The 24733-nt window shown below is 48.5% G+C and carries 20 protein-coding genes; 16 read left to right on the forward strand and 4 right to left on the reverse strand.

From position 1 onward, the window contains the following. Positions 1-68: 68 nt before the first annotated feature. Complete coding sequence (locus ACE5KN_RS14470; RefSeq protein WP_375523845.1) at positions 69-1511, reverse strand: DHA2 family efflux MFS transporter permease subunit; 1443 nt, start codon at positions 1509-1511, stop codon at positions 69-71. A 228-nt stretch (positions 1512-1739) separates the two neighbouring features. Between ACE5KN_RS14470 and ACE5KN_RS14475 the strand changes: the two genes are divergently transcribed. The 5 genes from ACE5KN_RS14475 (at position 1740) to ACE5KN_RS14495 (ending at position 6334) form a co-directional block, all read left to right on the forward strand. Beyond that, positions 1740-2642, forward strand: a complete 903-nt coding sequence (locus ACE5KN_RS14475; protein ID WP_375523846.1) for a TetR/AcrR family transcriptional regulator — start codon at positions 1740-1742, stop codon at positions 2640-2642. Between the two features lie 185 nt (positions 2643-2827). Further along, a complete protein-coding gene (locus tag ACE5KN_RS14480; RefSeq protein ID WP_375523847.1) occupies positions 2828-3577 on the forward strand; it encodes an SDR family NAD(P)-dependent oxidoreductase in 750 nt (249 codons plus the stop codon). Positions 3578-3712: 135 nt separating this feature from the next. Further along, on the forward strand, positions 3713-4135 hold the full coding sequence (locus tag ACE5KN_RS14485) for a cell wall hydrolase (RefSeq protein WP_375523848.1): 423 nt from the start codon (positions 3713-3715) through the stop codon (positions 4133-4135). A 32-nt stretch (positions 4136-4167) separates the two neighbouring features. After that, entirely contained in the window at positions 4168-4665 is a 498-nt protein-coding gene (gerQ, locus tag ACE5KN_RS14490) for a spore coat protein GerQ (protein WP_375523849.1), read from the forward strand. A gap of 355 nt (positions 4666-5020) precedes the next feature. Then, positions 5021-6334 carry a hemolysin family protein gene (locus ACE5KN_RS14495; RefSeq protein WP_375524016.1) on the forward strand — a complete coding sequence of 438 codons (1314 nt, stop codon included), beginning with the start codon at positions 5021-5023 and terminating at the stop codon, positions 6332-6334. An 88-nt stretch (positions 6335-6422) separates the two neighbouring features. Here ACE5KN_RS14495 and ACE5KN_RS14500 read toward each other — a convergent pair whose 3' ends face one another. Next, positions 6423-7655: an aminopeptidase gene (locus ACE5KN_RS14500; RefSeq protein WP_375523850.1), complete on the reverse strand. Its 1233-nt coding sequence runs from the start codon at positions 7653-7655 to the stop codon at positions 6423-6425. A 156-nt stretch (positions 7656-7811) separates the two neighbouring features. Between ACE5KN_RS14500 and ACE5KN_RS14505 the strand changes: the two genes are divergently transcribed. The 9 genes from ACE5KN_RS14505 to ACE5KN_RS14545 all read left to right on the forward strand — a co-directional run bounded on the left by ACE5KN_RS14505 (position 7812) and on the right by ACE5KN_RS14545 (position 19064). Continuing rightward, positions 7812-8093, forward strand: a complete 282-nt coding sequence (locus ACE5KN_RS14505) for a hypothetical protein (RefSeq protein WP_375523851.1) — start codon at positions 7812-7814, stop codon at positions 8091-8093. Positions 8094-8224: 131 nt separating this feature from the next. Beyond that, complete coding sequence (locus ACE5KN_RS14510) at positions 8225-9028, forward strand: MBL fold metallo-hydrolase (protein WP_375523852.1); 804 nt, start codon at positions 8225-8227, stop codon at positions 9026-9028. A 509-nt stretch (positions 9029-9537) separates the two neighbouring features. After that, positions 9538-10545 (forward strand): aldose 1-epimerase, encoded by a 1008-nt coding sequence (locus ACE5KN_RS14515; protein WP_375523853.1) that lies wholly within the window; start codon positions 9538-9540, stop codon positions 10543-10545. Between the two features lie 295 nt (positions 10546-10840). Further along, complete coding sequence (locus ACE5KN_RS14520) at positions 10841-12595, forward strand: NAD-dependent malic enzyme (RefSeq protein ID WP_375523854.1); 1755 nt, start codon at positions 10841-10843, stop codon at positions 12593-12595. 130 nt (positions 12596-12725) lie between these two features. After that, complete coding sequence (locus ACE5KN_RS14525; protein ID WP_375523855.1) at positions 12726-13463, forward strand: SDR family NAD(P)-dependent oxidoreductase; 738 nt, start codon at positions 12726-12728, stop codon at positions 13461-13463. 154 nt (positions 13464-13617) lie between these two features. Beyond that, positions 13618-15363: a S8 family peptidase gene (locus ACE5KN_RS14530; RefSeq protein WP_375523856.1), complete on the forward strand. Its 1746-nt coding sequence runs from the start codon at positions 13618-13620 to the stop codon at positions 15361-15363. Between the two features lie 37 nt (positions 15364-15400). Continuing rightward, positions 15401-16267 carry a DNA/RNA non-specific endonuclease gene (locus ACE5KN_RS14535; RefSeq protein ID WP_375523857.1) on the forward strand — a complete coding sequence of 289 codons (867 nt, stop codon included), beginning with the start codon at positions 15401-15403 and terminating at the stop codon, positions 16265-16267. Between the two features lie 29 nt (positions 16268-16296). Then, complete coding sequence (locus ACE5KN_RS14540) at positions 16297-17475, forward strand: DUF8225 domain-containing protein (protein WP_511215700.1); 1179 nt, start codon at positions 16297-16299, stop codon at positions 17473-17475. Then, complete coding sequence (locus ACE5KN_RS14545; protein WP_375523859.1) at positions 17475-19064, forward strand: Dyp-type peroxidase; 1590 nt, start codon at positions 17475-17477, stop codon at positions 19062-19064. The genes ACE5KN_RS14540 and ACE5KN_RS14545 overlap by 1 nt, the downstream gene beginning before the upstream one ends. Positions 19065-19312: 248 nt before the next feature. Here the strand turns inward: ACE5KN_RS14545 and ACE5KN_RS14550 are convergent, their stop codons facing one another. Further along, a complete protein-coding gene (locus tag ACE5KN_RS14550) occupies positions 19313-19438 on the reverse strand; it encodes a hypothetical protein (RefSeq protein WP_375533096.1) in 126 nt (41 codons plus the stop codon). Positions 19439-19462: 24 nt separating this feature from the next. Next, positions 19463-20014 carry a hypothetical protein gene (locus ACE5KN_RS14555; RefSeq protein ID WP_375523860.1) on the reverse strand — a complete coding sequence of 184 codons (552 nt, stop codon included), beginning with the start codon at positions 20012-20014 and terminating at the stop codon, positions 19463-19465. Between the two features lie 352 nt (positions 20015-20366). Between ACE5KN_RS14555 and fumC the strand changes: the two genes are divergently transcribed. Both fumC and ACE5KN_RS14565 read left to right on the forward strand, forming a co-directional pair. Then, positions 20367-21755: a class II fumarate hydratase gene (gene fumC / locus ACE5KN_RS14560; RefSeq protein ID WP_375523861.1), complete on the forward strand. Its 1389-nt coding sequence runs from the start codon at positions 20367-20369 to the stop codon at positions 21753-21755. Positions 21756-21927: 172 nt separating this feature from the next. After that, the gene (locus ACE5KN_RS14565) at positions 21928-24699 is read left to right on the forward strand and encodes a CHASE3 domain-containing protein (RefSeq protein WP_375523862.1); all 2772 of its coding nucleotides are present in this window, start codon (positions 21928-21930) and stop codon (positions 24697-24699) included. Positions 24700-24733 lie beyond the last annotated feature (34 nt).

Below are 24733 nucleotides of genomic sequence, written 5' to 3' on the forward strand. Positions count from 1 at the left end.
CATTTAAGCGCCCAAAAGTCCGCGAAGTTCGCGGACTTTTGGGCGCTTGGTAGCGTGCCGACCCGTTTTTAGCTTTCAGCAGCAGGACTGCCTTCGTCTTTTGTATCTTCTTTCTGAGATATTTTCATCGGTTTAATAAAGAATGACAATATTAAAGCAAAGAATGCCAAAACGGTGGAGAACGTAAAGGCAACTGAGACCCCATGAATCATTGGATTGGGAAGTTGTTGCTGAACGGCAGCCGTTGTATTGTTCGTCATTACCGTAACCAGCAAGGCTGCTCCAACAGAAGCGGCCACTTGCGTCAACGTGTTACTTATTGCGGTTCCATGTGGAATCAAATGGTCAGGCAGTTGGTTTAATCCAGCTGTCATGACTGGCATCATCATAAGAGATATTCCGAACATTCGTATGGCGTAAATTACCATCATATAGATGTATGGCGTTGATGCGGTTATGTTACTGAACAACAACGTCATACCTACTAAGATAAGCGAACCAATCACAGCCAACGGTCGTGCTCCAATCTTATCAAAGATCCTCCCGGTAATCGGCGACATAACCCCCATCACGATCGCACCAGGTAACAACAGCAAACCCGATTCAAGCGGCGTAAAGCCTCTTGCCGTTTGTATATAAAGCGGAAGAAAAAGCTCTACGCCGATCATCGTCACCATAACAACCATACCGATGACTAAGGTCAATGAGAAGGTCCAGTTTTTTAACACCTTGAACTCAAGCATCGGTTTTTCAACAGCCAGCTGCCGCCAAATAAACAAACCAATTGCGACCGTACCGACAATTAAAGCAATGACCACTTCTGAACTGTTCCAGGCATGATTACCTGCGCTGCTGAAGCCATACAACAATCCTCCAAATCCAAGGGATGACAAAATAATGGACATGATATCAATTTTTGGATGGGTCACTTTCGTAACATTTTCAAGCATAAACGAAGCAAAAATGATTATAAGTACTGCAATTGGGAAAATCATATAAAAGAGTGCCCGCCATGAAAAGTTACCAACAACCCAACCGGAAAGTGTCGGTCCAATCGCAGGAGCAAAAGCCATCACCAGTCCCACCATACCCATTGCTGACCCGCGTTGTTTAACAGGAAAAATCATTAAAAAGATCGTTTGCATTAACGGGAGCATGAGCCCATCACTTACCGCCTGTAGAATCCTACCGAATATTAAAACAGGAAAGTTTGGTGCAATAGCTGCCATCAATGTCCCGGACGCAAACAGGCACATGGCAGTAATAAATAGTCTTCTTGTTGAAAATTTTTCTATTAGAAAAGCTGAAACCGGAATCAACACCCCAGTGACAAGCATGAACCCGGTGGTTAACCACTGAGCTGTATTAGCGGAAATGGATAGATCATTCATGATTTGTGGCAAAGCAGTATTGAGTAGCGTCTGATTTAACATGGTAACAAATGCACCTGCAAGCATAACGACCACAAGTATAGTCCGCTTAAACGTTGGAAGAGACTGTTCTTTCTCCATGTTGGTTTCCTCCTATGATCTTCTTGTATGGTTAAGGGTTCCAAGAACTGCGCGAAATATATAAAATTAGCCCCCCCTTATTATACTTCAAGTATATATTTGAACTCATGGTTTAATAGGTCTATATTATACTTGAATTAAACAAAAAATCAATCACTAAATATATTAAGAGTATATATTTGAACTTGCAGTATGTGGTGTATAATGTTAACAGAAAGGATGATAATGATGCAGGTGAAAAAATCCGATATATTAATGGCGGCTCTCCGTCTTTTTAGTGAACAAGGTTATCATGCCACATCGATCCAGGACATTCTTGACCAATCCAATATTTCAAGAGGAACTTTTTATAAACACTTTCAAACCAAAGGAGAACTTTTTAGGGATGTACTTATGTATTCCGAAGAAAAAATGTATGTGGATCGGGATCAACTTTTAATCGGACAGGATGAAACGAACAAAGATATCTTTATTCGTCAGTTAGAAGTTATGATGAACTATCGCATAGAAAAAAAAGTCGATGCATTGCTCATGGACGCTCTAGTTTCCAACGATAATGAAATTATTGCTTTCTTAAAACAGATCAGGCAACAATGGGCATATTGGTTCTTCACAAGGATGAAGCAGATTTATCCGGAGTATCGGGATTATATTGCGGATGCTACGATTTTTTTAACGGGGATTCTGCATAATGCCAACGAAATAAATAATGTTCAAATCCAACCCAAACCCATGATTGAAATTTGCAATTATTGTTTTAGTCTAGTAGATGAAGTACTTCCATTACTCGAACATAAGCGTATACGGCTTTTTAATATTGAAGATTTTGAACAGTCTTTACTTAGCATAGGACAAGTAGATTTCCCTATTAATGACCTCATGTTAAGTACTGGGAATTTAAAAAAATTAATTGAGAGACTTCCTGCAAATAACGATAATAAACAGCACACCCTTGATTTGTTACAATTTATACAGAATGAAGCAATGTCTGAGAATCCGCGGAAAGCCGTAATCTCAAGTTGTTTGAAATCTTTAATGAATATAAAAAGTATTATGAATACTGATGAATTGGTAATTTATATGAATACATTAAAAAAGCTAGGGTTTTATCCTGTAGACCTGAATCCGTGAGGATAGAGTCCGTTTTCCCAGCCAAATCTACCAGCGGACAACTCCAGGTGTAATGAAAACATGGAACTTACTACTACAAATGTTGGGCCCATCCCTTATTCATGTTTCTGCAGCTGCCTGAACGGTTTTATATCATAGAAAGGGGTTGTTATACTGGGGTAAATCCCTCAAGGAGGAAAATGGATATGAGGTTTGAAGAGCAGGTTGTGATCGTTACAGGGGCAGCCCAGGGGATCGGCCGCGCAGTCGCTGCCGCGTACGCAGGTGAAGGGGCCTGCGTCGTGCTTGCCGATCATGATGCGGAAAAAGGAGCGGCAGCGGCGGCGGCTTTACGCAGCGAGGGACATGAAGCCATGTTTGTGGCATGCGACATGCGCAGTGAGGAGGACATTCTCAGACTGGTTCATACGGCCAAGGAGCAATACGGCACCATACATATACTCATCAACAACGCGGGTAAAGGTGTCTGGAAATCCCTCTATGAGCTGACGGCTGCCGAATGGGACGATGTGATGAACACGAATGCGCGCAGCTGCTTTCTGGCCAGCCGGGAAGCGGCGAAGGTGATGAAAAGCAATGCAGAGGGCGGTTCTATCATTAACATCGCCTCAACCCGTGCTGCCATGTCCGAGCCTGACACGGAAGCATATGCCGCTTCCAAAGGTGCGATCACCGCACTGACGCATGCGCTGGCCGTTTCGCTCGGACGTGATGGCATCCGGGTCAACTGCATCAGTCCAGGCTGGATTGAGACAGGGGATTATGGGCAGCTTCGCCCGGAGGATCACAGCCAGCATCCTTCAGGACGTGTGGGAAGACCGGAGGATATTGCCAGAGCCTGTCTGTATTTGACGGAGCCCGGCAATGACTTCATTACAGGTGAAAATTTGGTGATTGACGGCGGAATGACACGCAAAATGATCTATATTCCCTGAGCGTAAGGCTGTGTACTATACCTTTCCGGAACGAAATGCTTCGGAAAGGTATTTTTTTGTAGCCGAACAAGTCACCTAATAGGCGGATGCACAATACGATATAGTATCTAATCGGGAAGTCAAGGAGGGGATCGAGTGGCTGTCATCAAAGCAAATTCGGAGGACGTCAAGCTGCTGGGCCGCCTGATGAGAGCGGAAGCCGAGGGTGAAGGGGAGCAGGGAATGCTGATGGTCGGCAATGTCGGCGTGAACCGCATTCTTGGCAACTGCCTCGATTTCAGGGACATCCGGCTGATGAAGCAGATGGTTTTTCAGAGGCCTGGCGGTTTTGAAGCAACGGTTAAGGGGTATTTTTACCAAAGAGCACGTGAAAGGGATACCCGGCTTGCCCGGCGGGTAATCAACGGAGAAAAAATTTGGCCAGCTTCCAACTCCCTGTGGTTTTTCAGACCTTCGGGGGGCTGTCCAGGAACATGGTATAACCAAAGCAACGCAGGCCGTTTTAAAGCCCATTGCTTCTATAACCCGTCAGCGACTGACTGTCCTGCAGTTTATTAGGGAAGCAAGAACACATTCAGGGAGGATATTCAATGATGTCTCAATTTTATCCGTCATATGCTTATGAGGGAGGTTACCCGGAGCCTTACAGGTTTGCATCCAATGTCGGACCCGTACAGATGATGCCCAAAGCCGGGATGATGCCGATGGGAACAAACGCGGGCATGAATGTAACGGGTCAGGGCGTAGTTCCGCCCTCGGTCAACAGCGGAAGCATGATTACCCCGACTGGGACCGTCATACAGGCTCCGAGTCAGCAGTTTGAACAGTCCTATATCGAGAATATTTTGCGCTTGAATCTTGGTAAAACAGGCACGTTCTACATGACTTATGAAAACAACAAGGAATGGAATGCCAAAATTTTTAAAGGCAGACTGGAGGCCGCCGGCCGCGATCATATTATTATCAGCGATCCGTCAGGCATGCGGATTGTGCTGCTGATGGTGAACCTTGACTATGCGACCTTTAACGAGCCGCTTACCTATCAGTATCCGGGCGTAATTGGCAATCCTCCGACAACATCGAGATAAAACGTTATTCCTGACCTATGATGTACGAACCCTCTGTTCAACAGAGGGTTAACTGCCGTTTGGGACCAAAATCGGGCTTTTCGGCCTCAAAATACCGGATATCAGCTAAAATCTGCAAAAAATCGGGTTATCTTCCGTGTTTGCAGTCATAGTCGGCTATTTCGTTGTGTAGTCTATAACTATATAATGTAATATAAGAATTTACTTATGAGAAGAGGAGTGAGCCCATTGGGAAGTTGAAGCTGAATCTTGAATTTAATCGCAGTACAGTACAAAACAATCGAAGGAGGTGCTCCTGTCTGTCTATTGTCAGGACGGATAGGAAAATTTATTGAGTAGTGATCCTTTACCCATAATTTTGAATTTGGTGGCAGTCATCTTTTTGGTGCTGCTTAACGGTTTTTTTGTATCCGCCGAGTTTGCCATGGTCAAGGTCAGAGGCAGCCGGATCGAGATGCTGATGGATACCGGCGACAAGAAGGCGGCTTATGCCTCGCAAATGATTCATAATCTGGATGCTTATTTATCCGCTTGTCAGCTCGGCATCACTCTTGCTTCCCTGGGATTGGGATGGATCGGGGAGCCTGCCATTGCCGGCCTGATTGAGCCGCTGTTTGTGTCCGCGGGTCTCGGACCCGTCTATGTACACGGAACCGCCGTTGTCATTGCTTTTATTCTGATAACGATTCTTCATATTGTGCTTGGTGAATTGGCACCGAAGACAATCGCCATTCGCAATTCAGAAAAGATTACATTATATTCGGCCTTCTTGATGACATGGTTTTATAAGATCATGTATCCATTTATCTGGGTGCTGAATGGTCTGGCCAACCGACTGCTGCGGATATTCCGGATCGAGCCGGTATCCGAACACGACGAATCCGCTCATACGGAAGAAGAAATCCGCATACTGATGAAGGAAAGCAATAAAAGCGGACTAATTGATAATACAGAATTGGCGCTTGTTGATAATATATTTGATTTTGCGACAACCACGGCGCGTGAAATTATGATTCCGCGAACGGAAATGATCTGCCTGTACAGTCATTTTTCGACGGAAGAGAACCTGGCCATCGCTCTGGACAGCATGCGGACCCGCTATCCCATCTGCGGCGAAGACAAGGATCATATTATCGGGTTTATTCATATCAAAGATCTGCTGCGGGGAGACACTTTGGACACCCGGACGATGATCAGGCCGATACTCGCTGTTCCCGAGTCTACACAGATCAGTGATTTGCTGAAAAAGATGCAGCGCAGCAAGACGCAGATTGCGATCCTGATTGACGAATATGGCGGGACTTCCGGCCTCGTTACCCTCGAAGACATTATGGAAGAAATCGTGGGTGAAATTCAGGACGAATTTGACCAGGAGCGGCCGGTGTTGGAGCATATTGGCGAAGAGGAATTCTCCATTGACGGCATGATGCTGATTGATGAGTTCAATGACCGTTTCGGTCTCGGGCTGAGCAGTGAAGATTTCGATACGGTCGGAGGGTGGATGTACTCGCAAATTGAGGTCATTCCGCCCCAGCCGGGACAATCCGTTGCCCATAACGGCTTCCTGCTTGTCATCGAAGAGACGGAGAACAAACGCATTTCACGTGTCCGGCTTATGAAAGAAGAGGCTGTAATTGAAGAAGCTGTAATTGAAGAGGCTGGGGCATAATCTGCCACTATAGAAAAGGAGTATCCTGCTTCCGAATGAGAATGGAAGCAGGATACTCCTTTTTAATGTTTCATTTTATTTTGTGAAGTCAAAAAGCCCAGTTGCCCTTGCGGAATATAGGCTCACGTTTGCCGTCCTGAGTGATGCCGTCGATGTCCATGTCAGCGGAACCGATCATAAAATCGACATGGGTCAGACTGCGGTTCAATCCGTGCTCGCTCAGCTGCTCCTGCGTCATGTCCTTGCCGCCCTTCAAACAAAAGGCGTAGGCGCTGCCGATCGCAAGATGGTTGGAGGCATTCTCGTCAAACAGCGTATTGTAAAACAAAATGTTGCTTTCCGAGATCGGGGATTGATGCGGCACAAGAGCCACCTCGCCAAGATAATGGGCGCCCTCATCCATTTCAATCAGATGCTGCAGCGTTTCCAGGCCGGTTTCGGCCTGTGCGTCCACAATGCGGCCATTCTCGAAGGTAAGGGTGAAGTTGTCGATAATATTGCCGCCGTAGCTAAGAGGTTTGGTGCTGCGGACTTTGCCGTTGACCCCGGTCTTGAGAGGGGCTGTAAATACTTCCTCAGTCGGCATGTTGGCCACGTAAGTATGGCCCTGCGCGTTAATGCTGTCCCCTTGAGCCCAAATATGACCTTCCGGCAGCTCGATGGTCAGGTCGGTACCGGGAGCGGTATAGTGCAGCTTATGGTAGTTCTTGCTGTTAAGCACATCCGATTTGGATTGCAGGGTTTGCAAATGTTCATTCCAGGCTGCTACCGGATCAGCCTCGTTCAGGCGCACGGTATTGAAGATGGCATCCCAAAGCTTGTCAACCTGCTCTGAAGGCGAAGCATCCGGGAACACCTTGGCAGCCCAAGCGGCGGAAGGAACGGCAACAATGGACCAGCTGAACTTGTCCGCCTGCTGATAGGCGCGGTATTTCGCCAATGCAGTAGCGCGGACCCTTTGAGCCGCCTGAATGCGGCTGGATGGAATGCCTGCCAGCAGATCGGGGTCTTCTGCAAGCACATGCAGCACGGCAGCCCCGTTTTCGACGAGCTCGGTCATTTCCGCGGCATACCATTTCGGTGAAATCTCGAACGTTTCATCAGGCGCCATTTCATACTGAAGGCGCGTAACGGTCTCGTCACTCCAATTTACTTTGACCAGGTTGGACCCGGCTGTGTATGCTTCCTTTACAATAAGCCGGACAAATTCTGCAGCCGAGATTGGCGCATGGACAACAAGCGTCTGGCCCTTTTGCACATTGACGCCAATGCGGACGGCCAGCTCGGCATATTTTTGCAGCTTTTGCTGAAAGTCTGACATATTCATTCCTCCATTTTAAAAGGATGATACACTTATGTATCGTATGTATCTTTTCTATTGTACAATGGAACGATAAGGTTCACAAATCACCTTGGCTTGGTTGGCGGACAGGCTGCCGGAGAAACTGAACATTTTTACATAGAGGAGATGATTGGCATGACTGAACTGGCACAGGAGGTTCAAATTAAACAGGCAGAGATGAAGAGGGGAGAGGATGGCACCTACTTGGGCAAGATTGTGTTTACGCTCGCAGGCAATCAGTCCTCATACGAGGTTGTGCTCTACAGCAAAAAAGGAAAGGAATGGGATTACAGCCTCCATTTTGCGGAAGGACCGCGCAGTGAGGAAGAAATGCTGGCTGTTGACGCGAGGCTGGAGGAAGATGACGATCTGTTCGATCTGCTGCTGGAAGCGGCTCAAGCGTCTCTGCAGGAATAAGGCGTGTCCTAATTGGGCAGATAGATTTGATGGACTATCTTCAAACAGAACGTCATATGATGACAAGGATACGGGAACACTATTAGGCGTTTAACTGAGATATTTCCGTGTATACTGGAGGTTCCTTGCATATGGCAGATTCCCTGATCTTCGATGGATTGACAGCAACGGAAGAGGCTGCGCCCGACATTCTGAAGCTGCGAACATTATTTGTAAATACGTTATTTATTGGTGAGCCTGGCCGCCGCGGCTGGGTATTGGTAGATACCGGTATGCCCGGTTTTCAAGACTCCATTATTTCAGTTGCCGAAGCCAGGTACCCGGGGCCGCCGTCGGCCATCATTCTGACCCATGGCCATTTTGACCATGTAGGTACAGTGATCGGCCTGATCCAGCACTGGGGCTCTCCCGTTTACGCGCACCCGCTGGAGCTTCCTTTTCTGACGGGGCGGGAGGACTATTTGCCCGCAGATCCTTCCGTGGGCGGCGGACTTCTGGCAGGGATCTCATTCCTGTATCCGAATGAAGCCATCGACCTGGATGATCGTGTCGAGCCGCTGCCAGCTGACGGAACTGTACCGGGAGCGCCCGGGTGGAAATGGCTGCATACTCCTGGACATACACCGGGCCATGTATCCCTCATCCGGCAGGCGGATCGGATGCTCATTTCGGGGGATGCCATTATCAGTGTAAAACAGGAATCGGCACTGGCGGTCGTACAGCAGGAAAGTGAGATCCATGGCCCGCCGGCTTATTTCACCACCGATTGGCACGCCGCGAAGCGTTCGGTCGAGCTGCTTGCGGAGCACCGCCCCGCTGTTGCTGTTACTGGTCATGGTCCTATCATAAAAGGGGCCGAGCTGGAGCGCCAGCTGCAGCAGCTGGCAGAGCGTTTTGACGAAATGGCGGTACCGAAGGAAGGAAAATATGTCTGAAATCAAGCGGCCTCTGGGCCGTTTTCTTTTTGATGATTAGCAAGTTTGCCGATTTCATGCTGCGAAAGTTGAGTTCAGTGCTTGACATTCAAGCCGCCAGTCGATCGTGGCAAGGCATGTGAACTCGCTGTCCGTGGGCTTTGCATGATTATCCCGTTGGATCAGTTAAAGAAAAGCAGTAAACCGGGAACCGAAAATATACTTTAGGCACGTTTAAAGAAAGTTTCTCTCCATTCCTTCCCTTAGCTTCCCATCCCTCAACCCCTGCATTCTGAATAAAAGGGATAATCGTGCAAGGCCGTATGGAGAGGCATCAGGCAACGGACACCAGACTCCAGACAACTTACCCTATAGACACCCATCTCACTCTGGCTTCTGTGAATGTACGTCGATAGACGTTTTTCTTATATGGAATTTTTGCACAGAGCGTGGTATAGTCTTGCCGAAAAGCATATTACCGCTTTCACAAGCTTATGAAACAGGAAACATACATACTTAGGAGGTTCTACATGTCTAACGATCACGCTGTTTATAAAGAGCCGTTTCACGGATTGGACGCCATTTGGCTGAAGTTTGGAAGGTACACGGCTGTATTGATTCCGGAATATGGCGGAAATCTGGTGGCATTCCGGGATACGGAGCGAGGATACCGCTTTTTACGGGAGCCGGAAGAAAATGCAGTAGGCGATTTTACCGCCAATCCTTCGGTATACGGAATTCCTTTTCTTTTCCCGCCCAACCGTTATGAGGACGGCAAATTCCCTTGGAAAGGAACCGTGCACGAGCTGCCGATCAATGAGCCAGCGACACATAACCATTTGCACGGCTTTTTGCATAATGTGCCGTGGAATGTCGTCGCCTCAGGTACAACCGATGTAGAAAGCTATGTATTAATCAGCCAAAAGGTGGATCAGCAGCATCCGATGTACCGCTACCTGCCTTTCCAATTCACGGTCAATTTGCGTTACAGCTTGAACAGCACAGGCCTGCACCAACAGTATTCCATTGTGAATGAAGGAACGGAAGCGATGCCTAATCTGTTTGCGTTCCATACCGCCATTAATGCACCCTTTGCTGCAGACAGCACACCTGACGATTACCGGATCAAGGTAACCATCGGCGACCGTATTGAACTGAATGAGCGTTCCTTGCCAACAGGCAGGCTGCAGCCGCTGTCTGAAGAAGAACAGGCCATGAAGACAGAGGGTATTAATCCGTATTTTGCAGCCATGGACAACCATTACACGGCTGTTCCGCAAAACGGCCGCAATTATATGGAGCTTACGGATCTACGGACAGGAGTCAAGCTGGTATATGATGTCGGGACTTCCTATAAGCATTGGATGATCTGGAACAACAAGGCAAGCCGTTCATTTATCTGCCCTGAACCACAAATGAACCGGGTCAACGCTCCTAATCTGAGCAGCATGGATCCGGAGGAAGCTGGCTTGGTGCAGCTGCTGCCAGGTGAACGGTTCGAGCAAAGCGCCAGCCTGTACTGCATTTACCCGCAATAAGATTATGCAAACCCCGCTCTGATCTCCGATGGCGGGGTTTGTTCTTGTCTTAAAGAGGTAGTTCAAAAAGTCATCTTTTGATCACGAAGGAACTCAGGAAGCGGACTCGACATCGAATCTTGAACTCAGCCGGGCCTTCCGGTGCTCACGTACCCTAAGTACGCTCCGCTCCTCAGTCCCTATCTTCATTCAACCTTCTCGGTGCTGAAAACCTGACTTTTTGAACACGGACTTAAAGACTAAAAAAGGATGAAATACCACCATCGGGGTGAGAATAAAGCAATGAAATGACAGCATGAAAGGGCGGTATCCATCCGTGATCGAAACGACTTCCAGACACCCTCTTGTAAGGATTAAAGACAGTGGACGAATTTTTGAAACCGATGCGCACGGGAGAGGGCTGTTATCCCATCCCCGATTGAATAAAGGGACTGCATTCAGCGAGCAGGAGCGGAAAGCATTGGGGCTTACCGGACTGCTCCCGCCAGCCGTCATCAGCCCTCAGTCGCAGGCGGACAGAATTTACGAGCAATATCAGCGGCAGCCGAACGATGAAGCCAAGCAGGTGTATTTAACCGCCCTCCAGAACAGGAATGAAACCCTTTTTTACCGTGTTGTAACCGAGCATGTGGAAGAAATGCTGCCGATTATCTATACGCCAACCATTGCGCTTGCCATACAGCATTTCAGCCATGAATTCCGGACTCCTCAAGGGATTTACTTATCCATCGATAAGCCTGACGACATTGAGGTATCCTTCAGGAACAGCGGCTTTACCAAGGACGATATCGATATTGTCGTCGTTTCCGACGGCGAACGGATTCTCGGCATCGGTGATTGGGGAGTAGGCGGGATCAATATTACGATCGGCAAAAAAACAGTATATTCCGTCGCTGCAGGCATTTATCCGCGGCGCATACTGCCTGTCGTTCTGGATGTCGGCACCAACAACAAACAGTTGCTTGAGGACCCGCTCTATCTGGGCAACCGTCATGAACGGGTTACCGGTGAGGCGTATGACCGTTTTGTCGAAATGTTTGTTTCCGCTGTCGAACGGATTTATCCCGGTGTGCTGCTGCATTGGGAAGACTTCGGGGGACAGAACGCAAGGCGTCTGCTTGAAAAATATAAAAACAGGCTCTGCACCTTTAACGATGACATGCAGGGAACGGGAGCGATCACACTGGCGGCCGTGCTTTCGAGTGTCAAAGCTTCTGGCGTGCCGCTGCAGGAGCAGAAGATTGTTATTTTTGGCGCGGGCACGGCAGGCATCGGAATTGCGGATCAAATCCGGCAGGCTATGGAGCGAAGCGGTATGAGCGCCGCGGATGCGGCGGCCCGCTTTTGGTGTATTGACCGCTATGGCCTGGTGGTGCAAGGAGCGGAGGGAGTTACCGAGGTGCAGAAGCCTTATGCGCGCCGTCCCGAAGAAGTTGAGGGCTGGCAAGGAAGAGGTGGCAAGGAAGGGATCTCCCTGGTGGAGGTCATTCGCCGCGTTCAGCCGACCATGCTGATCGGAGCCTCTACCGTTAGTGGAGCCTTTACGGAAGAAGCGGTAAGAGAGATGGCCAAAGGCACAAAAATGCCTGTCATTATGCCCCTGTCCAACCCGACGGAAAAGTCTGAGGCCAAGCCTGACGATCTGCTCAATTGGACGGATGGCAAAGCCTTGATCGTAACCGGCAGTCCCTTTGGGGATGTGGAATACAACGGGAAAACTTATAAAATCGGGCAGGCGAATAACGCGCTTGTCTATCCGGGAATCGGTCTCGGGACCGTCGCGGTCAAAGCTTCGCGGGTAACAGACAACATGCTGACCGCCGCCGCCGAGGCCGTGGCAAGCAAGATTACACATAATAAGCCGGAGGACCCCCTGCTGCCGGGTGTGCATGAGCTGCGCTCTTTGTCCCGCCACGTAGCCATTGCGGTCGGGCAGGCTGCGGTAAAAGAAGGCATGGCTCCAGGCGGGCTGCAGGCACAGGATGTGGAAAGAGCTGTAGACAAAGCCGTCTGGCAGGCTGAATATCCGGAAATTCACCCGCTTGGCTGAATGTGAGCAATGGGCTGTCCCGAACCGCATGGTTTTCGTTTGGGGCAGCCTATTTATTTTGGGTTTACGCTGCCGGATTTTTGATAGTATTAATTGTAGAACAGCAGATAGTAGCCAAGGGGGAGAAACAATGAGGAATTTTATGATCTTTGGAGCAAGCAAAGGGCTGGGGGAAGCTTTCGTCAAAGTATTGCCTGAGGCTGGAGACCATGTATGGATCGTTTCCAGAAGCCATGCCGAAACATTGCTGCTCAATGATGGAGTCAACAGATATTGGATCAAAGCGGATCTGGCGTCCGCCGAAGCGGGCAATGAGATTACCGTTGCATTCAAGGACACTGCATTGGATGTGCTTATTTATAACGTGGGGATATGGGAGAGCAATGGCTTCAGGGAAAACTATGATTTTGAGCAGGATGATCCCGCGGAAATCGCCAATATTCTGAATGTCAATGTCGTTTCCGCCATTACGTGTATCCAAAAGCTGCTGCCCAATCTGAAAAAATCGGATAATGCCAAAATCATCTTGATCGGTTCGACTGCCGGGCTTGAGAACAATCATTTTACCCAGGTTGCATTTACGGCTTCCAAGTTTGGACTGCGCGGCATCGGCAATTCCTTAAGGGAGCATGTCAAGAAGTACGGTATCGGAGTAACCATAATCAATCCTGGAGAAATTGCGACTCAGGTTCCATATGAAGACGGGGTGGAGAAAGTTTGGTCAGCGTATCAAGGCACACAAATTCCTTTGTCGGATATCGTTTCATTGGTCAAATGTGTAATTCATCTCTCCAGGGCATCCTGTGTGAAGGAGATCAACATTCCGGCAATGCTTGATGAGAATGCTCTCAAACATCAGAGGTTATAGCTGCTGGTCAGACAACAAAGATAGAAGAAAAGGATACTGCAAATTTCAACAGGATCCCGGTACCTTAGGATCCCGGTACCTTTATTGATGGAACAGATGGAGACACATTCAACGTTTTATACATAACCTTTTTGTATTTTCGAGGATACTCGCCATGTGCATAAGTTGGCGAAATGCGGTTATATTTAATGCGATAAATAAAAAAATAAAAGGGTTGATTCCGGTGCAACGACAACAGGAGCAAGACCTCGGCAGTTACGTCTGGCGGGGACAGAAGAAGATCGAACTATCAAAGGAAGACGACCGGTTTACCGTAATGGTTTCAAAACCTGAGGAGTTGGAAAGGATTGCGAATGTTTCCGGAGTCCATGAAATCGAGCCCCTCGCTCCGAATGTTTATAAAGTGAAAACTACATCAACAGAACGGGATCACACCATGGCGATGATTCGCTCCAGTTACGTTAATACGGTTGTTCATCACGCTTACCGTCCACAAGGGACGGAGGGTACGATTTATTACCTTACAGATGAAATCGCCGTGCAATTCAAAACTGGGACAAGTCCGGAGAAAGTCGAACAGTTGTTTCACAAATACAGGTTGAATCTGGTTCGTACTTACGACGACGAGCCCTTAACATGTTTGGTAGCAACTACGGTGGATAGCATGGAGAACCCGATCAAAGTTTCGAACAGATTAGCGGAAGAACAAGAGGTTGAATATGCGGAACCGAACATGATTAACAGGTTTCAGCATATGTACATACCAACTGATGATCTGTTTCACCAGCAGTGGCATCTTCAATCGTTGAACAACAAGCCCTATTTAGTCAAAGAGGCAAGTGTTTCTGCTACTGAGGCGTGGGATATCACCAAGGGTGAGCGTCGTATTGTTGTAGCGGTCATTGATGACGGATTCGACCTTACTCACCCGGATTTTCAGGGACCCGGGAAAATTGTCAGCCCGATTGACTACGCCGATGAAGACCTTGAACCTTTGCCCGTGGGTAGAGATTATCACGGCACGCCCTGTGCGGGTGTTGCAATAGCCGAAGAGAACGGACAAGGAGTAGTGGGCATTGCTCCTGGATGCTCCTTTATGCCGGTTAGGGTTGATTTAAGCCAACTTGATGATCATAAAATGAAAACGATCTTTGAGCATGTGGCGAGAGTAGCCGATGTCATCTCTTGCAGTTGGGGTCCTCCCCCGGTTTATGCTCCAATGTCATCACTTGTGAAGGACACACTCACCCGGATAGCAACATTAGGCGGACCCCGGGGCAAAGGCTGCGTCATCTGTTTCGCAGCCGCGAATTTCAATGCTCCTGTTAACGATCCGAACAATTCTGTATTTCGTTGGCGCGATTACTCTGGAAGAATGCGTGAGACGGTTGGTCCGATTGAGAATGGTAATGCTGTGCACCCGAATGTTATTGCCATTGCCGCCTCAACCAGCCAGAATCGGCATGCGGAATACAGTAATTGGGGGCAAGAAATTAGTGTTTGCGCTCCAAGCAATAATTTTAATCCGATTGATCCAAGAAAATATGCGCCGGGGCTGGGCATTTGGACAACGGATAACGGATTGGGAGGCTTTGATCCGGGAAGCCGCTATACGGACCGATTCGGAGGCACATCCAGCGCTACACCGCTTGTTGCCGGCGTAGCAGCATTAATGCTAAGTGCGAATCCGAATTTAAGTGCTTCCGACGTTAAGATAATCTTACAGCAAACTGCTGATAAAATTCAGGATAATCTGCCGGATCATAACGGAAACAACCGTGGAGATTACGATCAAAAAGGACACTCCGAATGGTTCGGCTTCGGTAAAGTCAATGCGGCGAAAGCGTTGAAGGAAGCCAAACGGCGGGTGGGGGGCATCCGGGAACCGCAACTGGTTTAAGAAACGATATAACGCTTAAGAAGGGGGCTCATCTCTGATGCCAACGACGACAAAAGGGTACGATCCGCTGTTTTTGGGAACAGACCATCAAATTGATTTTCCGACGTTAACCGGTAAAGTCAAAGAACATGCTCTAAAAGGAGGTGAAATCTTTGATTTTACTCACTTTTCCCTTGTCATGAACAAGGAAACTAAATTTGCCCTTTACTCTATAGCCATTGTCGACAAATACAAGCATCGGAATATTGAACGTGGCAATAACGATTGGCATTACGACGAACGCATTGGCAAAAACAATCAAGTCGGAGATGAATTGTATGAACAAAATGATTGGGATAGGGGGCATTTAACTCGACGTTATGATATATGTTGGGGCGACCAGGCGGAGCAGGCCAATTACGATTCGTTTTGTTGGGCCAATATTACCCTGCAGCATCATGATTTCAACACTGGCATATGGAACGATTTGGAGAATTGGCTACTGGATTATGTTGAAGATGGGGGGGAAATGATTGTCACTACAGGACCTGTCCATAAAGACAATGATAGCGAGTATTGCGGGGTACACCAGCCTTCAGGATGTAAAATTAAAGTGCCTTACGGATTTTGGAAAAGCATCACGTTCGTTGACCAGAACCAGAGCCTTAGGACACTGGCCTTTATCATCAGGCAGTATAAAAATGCTCATGACAATCTTGCTACAAGGTTCAAGCCTTTAAAGACCTATCAAGTTCCGTTGACCACAATAACCAGAGAGACGGAAATTGAGTTTGACAAGAAGCAGTACGATACGAATCCATTATTCTTCTTTGCCAATCCAACCACGGCTGAGAAAGACATACAAACGCCTGAAGCCTATCTTATTGAAAATAAGACGGATATTATTTTAGACCGCAACATTTAGGATGTTCATAACGAAAGGAAGCTGTATATATGGTGTTGTCAAGATTTGATCCGCCAGGCAATCTAGATGATTATGATTCGATCCCGAATCAGCGCGAGGCATGGAGCGAATTTATCTCCGCTGTATTTGATTCTGCAATACGGGAAAACGAACGATTACTTAGTCCAGGCAAGAGCCAGTTTTATCACCCGATGCGGACTGAAACCCCTGATGAGGCGAAGGATGCGTCTATTGCATGGCCGGGATTTCCTAAGCGGTTATCAGATGATCAGAACTTAACGTGGAGGCAAGCAATGGCGGTAGCCGACAAGCGCCCGGCACCTGGGCAACCGCGTATACACGATGAGTATCTAGAATGGTTTGTAGAATACGACGAAGGAAGCCACAAAGTAAAAAGGGTGACATTTACATGCGAGGGACCAGAATACTGGCGGGCGATGGCGAATGGGCATCCGTTCTCATCCCCGAATTGGCAATTTAATGCGAGGGGTGACCAACAGCGGGTTCTTGCACTATACCGCCAGTTTGTTTCTCCCGATGTGAAACTAGACGATCTGTTTCATGGCGACCGGTACAATCCGCTGAACAAATGGAACACGAGTCACGGAGCAATGCACTTGACTCATCCGGCTAATACGCTCGGAGCAGAAATTAACTTGGCTGCCGATGCGACGGTCCTTCGAAAAGGCGGAGACAGCACGATACTGAGTGATCAGAATGACCTGATCCGATGCGCGGGATACGGGGTTGAGGAGCGGGCAAGCGACCCGCTGATCGGCAGCGAAATCAATACACTGGCACGGCAAGGTGCGTTGATCACGTTGAAGAATCCTGTCGGACTCTACATGTTGGAGCCGAACACGAGCGGATGGACTGCACCTGATAACAGCGATCCGCTTAGTTATTGGAAGATACTGCGCGGCAAGCCAGGTTATGCAGTACGGGCCGTATATGAGGTACCCCCGGACAAACCGTTCTTAGTCGGCGATATTGAGATCGGAGGCAAACCGATTGAATTTGGTGGGCAGATTGCCCAGCATGTCTTTGTTAGTTTGGTCGGATCTTATTTCGGTTTGGGGGGAGAACTCAGTGAAGCCCAAGCGTGTATCATCCCTGGAATGGCTCCTGCGATGGCGGCCGAGAGGGAAATGGCAGATGAGGCTCAGGCAATCCTGAAGGCCCATCGCAACACATTGGAGGGAGTCTGATGGCAGTTGGGTTAGAAGAACCGTTGTTAGAAATCGATGAGATTCAGGGGAATTCGCTTGCCGGATTCAATAAGGACCACCAGATATTTCTGTTTTACAAGATCGTTGACCCGTCCTTGGCGAAGCGGTGGTTGAGATACTGGACCCCATATGTTTCGACAGCGCGTGAGGTACTCCAGTTCAATCGGCTTTATCAAATGATGTGGGCGCGGCGCGGCGAAGAGCCGCCAGGGATGATGGCGACGTGGTTGAACATCGCCTTTTCCTATGAGGGGTTAAAGCTACTTACCGATGATCTAGTCGTATTTGAAGATTCGGAGTTCAAGCTCGGTATGAAGAAGCGGTCGGGGATTTTGGGTGACCCGACAGGGCCCGCTCAAGAGATGCATGAAGGACATGCGAAGAACTGGCTGTTCGGCGGGGAGCGCAATCCTGTCGATCTTGTATTGATTGCGGCGGGAGATGATCGTTCCAGGTTGATAGAGTGGACTGATCGTATTCAGGCAAGCGCCCTGCAGCTGCCTGGAGCTGGACCGGGAACGGGCGGTGGGATTCGCCTTGTGTTTGAGCAGGAAGGGCAGGTGCGCCCTGACCTCAAGGGACATGAGCATTTCGGATTTAAGGACGGCATCTCTCAACCGGGGATACGGGGGCGAGTATCAGAGATGCCGGAAGAGTATTTGACAGCCCGACTGATTGACCCATCGGACCCGCATGCTGCTTTGTACGCCAAACCGGGACAGCCCCTTATTTGGCCGGGGCAATTCGTATTAGGCTATCCACAACAAAAACGGGATGATTCGCTGAGGCCTAAGCCGCCCAATGTGCACATGACAGGTTGGGTTCGAAACGGGTCTTATCTGGTCATCCGACGACTGCGGCAGGATGTGGCTGCTTTCTGGGAATTCGTACGGCGGGAAGCGCAGACGTCCGGGATAAAACCTGAAAGGTTGGCTGCTCTAATGGTCGGTCGTTGGCCTAGCGGAGCGCCGATCCTTCGCACCCCGGAGAAGGACGACAAGCTGCTCGCTGAGAACGATTTGGTCAACAACCATTTTATGTATGTGGAAAATTCAAGTATGGTCAAGTTGCTGCCGGAGCTGGCCGAGGATCAGTTTCCTCAGGCCAGTGGAGATCCTCAGGCCGTACTTTGTCCATTTTCCGCGCATATTAGGAAGACGAACCCTCGTGACGAAACATCGGATTCAGGAAGTTTAAGCGACTCACTGGTTCGCCGCATTTTACGACGGGGCATTCCGTTTGGAAAGTCGCTCCCCGTGGATTTCGAGACAGGAATTACAGGGGGAGATCCTCAGGAAGGGAATCGGGGGCTTATGTTTGTTGCGTACATGACCTCGATTGAGATGCAGTTCGAGTTCATAACCCAGAACTGGATGAATAGTAAGAAGGAGCCGAAGGAAGGTGGGCATGATCCGATCGTAGGCCAGAATTACCGCAACGGGCGCAAACGCGAATTCGACTTGATGGGCCGTGAAATGGTGCTGGACAAGGAATGGGTCATTCCCACGGGCGGGGAGTATTTCTTCCAGCCGTCGATCAGCGTGCTGCGTGATGTTCTGGCAAGATAATATCTAGTGCTAAAAAAAGCGTTTAAGTAAATAAATGAAAAAACAAATAAAACATCCGTCACCTTGTTTTCAGGAAGAATATGTGTGAAGTTATTATAATGGGAAAATTCACAAACGAAAATTAACTACCTCGATGACCACGCATTTATTGCGCGGTCTTTTGACGCTTATTATATAACAATATAGGAATTTAGATATTTGTCGGGTACACATATGCGTTTTCATATTCACAAAATTAGGAGTATGTATCAAATAAAACCGCCCCATTCGGGGCGGTCAACAAAAACAACATCAATTTTGATTGATGTAACGCTTTGCTTTGTAGCTGTTTTTATCATGCCCCTGCGAACAGGCAGGAAGTTGGCCCAATTCAACAGGGTGCTCTGCTTTCTCGTACATCATTTCCCTGAAGCAGAGAAGGAAAAGTCAGACATAAAAATATACCATACTAAATCGTTATCAACTAAAGTAGACAAATGATAAATATCAAGGTTGTATGTAGGGTCATCAACCATTCCCTGAACTACTAAATAATCTTTTAGAAGATGAAATCTTGGATAATACACATAGATAAACCCGTCATCATCTTCTTTGTAATGATCAGTTCCATATAGTTCCCGGAATTGACCCGCAGTCATCCCAATATGCGCTCCACGTGAAGTCATATAATCACCTAGAGATTCTGTGGAAAGATTCATTGCAGCAATCGAATCGTCGCGGTAGTACACCTCTATTCCGCCTTCATAGATGTCCATATTAAATAAGTTCCCATCAATAACCTTACCCAGAACCTTCTCTGCTTCAGAACGGTTCATTCCATAGCAGACGCGAGCTGATTCATTGTTTACTTTGACTACGCAAAGATCTTCAGATGGGGTAAATGAATCCACGCCATGCGATTCCATTGCGCTCCCTACCCATAACATCATGAAAACCAAAAATGTCTTCATTCCTTATCCCCCTATAATATTTCTTTTTCTTTTATCGGTTCGTCTCAGCTTCCCAATAAATAACACACCTTTAGTTTAAGAAAGCTAGCGCGACGATGAGCCGGTTCTCTCCATCTACTCGGAATACATTCAAACGCTCCTTGAAGTGTAAAGCGACGTATAAGAAACCGTAAGCGCCTAGATCGGCAAGATTTTAGCCGGCTTAGGCGCTGTCGTTATCGGGCCGTAACATTTCTTGTATGAAAAAGCGCTTGCAAAAAACGGTGAAGATTAACGGCATATGCGGTATAATGTGACAGGAGTCATAAATTTTGAGAGAACATGCAGTACATACGATGAGGGAGGAATTGCAGTGGAATACCGGATTGAAAAAGATACCATTGGTGAAATCAAAGTTCCCGCGGACCGTCTTTGGGGTGCCCAAACCCAGCGCAGCAAGGAGAACTTCCCAATCGGCAATGAAAAAATGCCTATAGAGGTCATTTATGCGTTTGCGGTGCTCAAGAAGAGCGCGGCGATCACCAACCACCAGCTGGGCAAGCTGTCGGCGGACAAGAAGAATGCAATTGTGTATGCTGCGGATGAAATTTTGACCGGCAAGCTGAATGATCATTTTCCGCTGGTTGTATGGCAGACCGGAAGCGGCACACAGTCCAATATGAATGTGAATGAGGTCATTGCGCATCTTGGCAGCCAGTGGCTTGAGCAGCATGGGAAGGAAGAGCGTCTGCACCCGAACGATGATGTGAATATGTCGCAAAGCTCCAACGATACGTTCCCGACGGCCCTGCACGTTGCAGGTGTGCTCGCGGTTGAGGATCATCTGCTGCCTGCCATAGCCAAGCTGAAAGATACGTTCCGCAGCAAGTCTGAGCAATTCAAGGACATCATCAAAATTGGCCGCACGCACCTGCAGGACGCTACACCGTTAACCCTCGGTCAGGAAATCAGCGGGTGGGAAGCGATGCTGGACAAGAGTGCCCGCATGATCACGGATACGGTTGAGTATATGAAGGAGCTGGCCATTGGCGGAACGGCTGTGGGCACCGGTATTAACGCCCATCCCGAGTTTGGAGCCAAGACGGCCGCCGAGATTTCCGGTTTCACCGGCAAAACATTCACTTCAGCGCCGAACAAGTTTCATGCGCTTACCAGTCATGACGAGGTCGTAGCGGTTCATGGGGCCGTGAAGGCGCTGGCAGCCGACCTGATGAAAATCGCCAACGATGTGCGCTGGCTCGCAAGCGGACCGCGCAGCGGCCTTGGCGAAATCACGATTCCGGCCAATGAGCCGGGAAGCTCCATTATGCCTGGCAAAGTGAACCCTACCCAAAGTGAAGCGTTGACGATGGTCGTGACGCAGGTGATGGGCAATGATGCCGCAATCGGCTTTGCAGCCAGCCAGGGCAATTTTGAGCTGAATGTGTTCAAGCCTGTCATCATTTATAATTTCCTGCAATCCGTGCATCTGCTGGCCGATTCCATCGTTGCCTTTAATGATAACTGCGCGGTTGGCATCGAGCCAAACATGGCGAAAATCGAGCACAACCTGCACAACTCTCTCATGCTTGTCACGGCACTGAATCCTTACATCGGATATGAGAATGCGGCCAAAATCGCGAAGCTTGCGCATGCAGAGGGCCTGTCATTGAAAGAAGCCGCTCTCAAGACCGGATTGTTAACCGAAGAGCAGTTTGACCAATATGTCGATCCGGCAAAAATGATTCAGCCAAAAGCCTGATAGCCATAATGAATTATAAACCGGCGCATTCCCGGGGCATCCCCCTTGCGAATGATGCCGGTTCTTATTTGTTATTCGAAGAATTCTGTCAATTCTTTATTGAAATCTATCAGCTAAGGGATTAAAATATTTTTGGTTTTTCACTATAGGATACAGTTGCGGAGGTTTTCCCTTGTTCAAGCACTTTAGCCCGAGTATCCGGATGAAGATATTGCTCGGATATGTATTCATTATTGCATGTCTTGGGATTTTTCTGCTGGTCGTTTCCGGCAGGATGAATCAGCTTCAACAGGAGAACGATTTTATCGTTCATCATGATTTGCAGGTACATAATCTCACAAGCGCCCTCGAAAAACACATTCTTGATATGGAGACAGGACAGAGGGGATTTGTCATTACGAGAAATGAGAGCTATCTGGCACCTTATATGGATGCCAGAACGGTATGGCAGCAGGATTTTGAAGCCTTGAATGATTTGGTTCGGGATAATCCTGCCCAGCAGCGGCGGCTGGAAACGATTCAAAGCAGGCTGCAGCGCTGGATTGAAATTGCGGGAGAGCCTTTGATTGCGGCAGGGAGAAGCGGTGACCAGGCTAAAATCGACGAGTTTTTTGCTGCCGATCCGGGCAAGGTTGAAGTTGACGGCCTGCGAAGCCTGCTCGATACATTCCGGAATACCGAGCTTCAGCTGACCGAAGCAAGAATATCGAATCTCGAACAGTCCACCCGCAGCATCCTGCTCGTCATGTATATCACATGGGCTGTGATTTTGATTTTGACCCTTACGGCTGCCGTTATGGTTTCGAGAAATATATCAAAAACCATTCGTCAGGTAACAGCTACAATACGCGCCATGGCAGGCAGCGGTGATCTTACGACCCGGGTAAAGGTCAACAGCAGAGATGAGGTCGGAGAGCTTGCACAAGCCGCCAATCGTTTGCTTGATCGGGCGGAAGATCAGAACCGGGCGAAGGAACTGGTTGCACAGCTCGCCACCGAGATGCAGAATCCCGCCAATGTCGAAGCGCTTGCCAGGCTGTTTCTGAGAAGACTGGCCTACGAGTTGAATATTCCCTATGGGGTAGTTTATCTGGTCAAAGAGGATGTTTTGGAGCGGGCAGCCGCCTATGCCGCAGGTGAAGAGCAGGAGATAACGGATTGGAAAAACAGGATTGAACTTGGGAGAGGACTTGTTGGGCAGTGCGCGGCAGAGCAGAGGCTGATCCGTCTCGATTCGGTACCGCCGGATTATATTCGGATCTCTTCCGGTCTGGGTCAGGCCGCCCCCTCACAAATCGTCATTGTTCCGGCTGTATTTGAAGGGAAGACGACAGCCGTCGTGGAGATTGCATCCTTTGAACCTGTTGAAGAAGAGAAGATGGATCTGTTAAAGGAATTTACGGCTTTGTTCGGCACTTCAGTACATTCCGCGGTTGTGAACATGGTACTGCAGCAGCTTTACAGCGAATCCCAGGTGATGAACGAAGAGCTGCAGGCTCAGTCCGAGGAGCTTCAAATGCAAACCGAGGAGCTGCAGGCTCAGACGGAGGAAATGCAGATGCAGACGGAGGAGCTTCGGATGCAGGCGGAAGAAATGCAAATCCTGAACGAAAAGCTGGAGCAGCAGAAGAAGATTGCCGAAGAAACGGCGTCGGAGCTTGAAACTTATGCGAAAAAGCTTGAAACCACTTCAAATTACAAGTCGGAATTTTTGGCGAATATGTCGCATGAGCTCCGCACCCCGCTGAACAGTATGCTGATCCTGTCGGAAATATTAGCGGAAAACAGAAACCATACACTGACAGAAGAAGAGAGACGTTATGCTGAAGTCATTCATTCATCCGGTAAAGACCTGTTGGCGCTGATTAACGATATTCTGGATTTATCCAAGGTTGAAGCAGGTGAAATGCTGGTCGAGATGGGAGCGGTCAACTTATCCGAGCTGCCTGATATCATGAATCGATATTTTCTTAAGACGGCCGAGCAGAAGGGGATCGATTTCCGTATTCAATTGGATGCTCTCCTGCCGGGGCACTTTTATACAGACGAGATGAGGCTGCAGCAAATTTTGCGCAACCTGCTCTCCAATGCGTTCAAATTTACGAAGCAGGGAGAAGTGTCGCTCACAATCAGCAGATCACTTCCCCCGTCAACAGGCTTGGCTGCGGGCAAAGACTATCTGGCATTTAGTGTGGCTGACACCGGAATCGGAATTCCCGAAGAGAAGCTGGAGCTTATTTTTGACGCTTTTAAGCAGGTGGATGGAGCTACAGCCCGCCAGTATGGCGGGACTGGTCTTGGTTTATCCATTTCCCTGTCGCTTGCCAGGCTGCTGGACGGAGATATTTCGGTGGAAAGTGTGGAAGGAAAAGGAAGCCGATTTACGTTATATCTGCCGTGTATTACAGAGCCGCCAACAGACGAGAAGATGCTGTTCCTGGAAGCGGAGGCTGCGCCGGCGCTGGATGCCGTGCCGCGATGGACAGAGAATGCTGCGCAATCAATTGAAGCGGAAGAGCGTCCGGATGATTGGATGACTCCGCTTGAAGAATCGCTTTTCCAGGGCAGAAAAGTGCTTGTTGTTGACGATGACATCCGTAACGTATATGCACTTGTCAACGGCTTGGAGAAGCTTGGAATGGAGACCTTTTCAGCATCCAACGGTTCTGAATGCCTTGAAATGCTGATGGAGCATCCGGACACAGATATTATTCTGCTGGACATCATGATGCCGGAAATGGACGGTTATGAAACGCTGGCCGCCATTCGCGGTGAGCTCCAGCTTAAGGATATGCCGGTGATTGTGCTAACCGCCAAAGCCATGAAAGAGGATCGTGATAAATGCCTGGCTGCGGGCGCCTCCGATTATCTGAGCAAGCCCTTGAATATGAAGGAACTGATTTCACGCATGAAGCTCTGGCTCGGACGCAAGCTGAGCTTATGATAATGAAGTTAAAAACCGTGCACCCATAAGGGGT

It is taken from the genome of Paenibacillus terreus, from assembly GCF_042138595.1.
GTDB classification, from domain to species: domain Bacteria; phylum Bacillota; class Bacilli; order Paenibacillales; family Paenibacillaceae; genus Paenibacillus; species Paenibacillus terreus.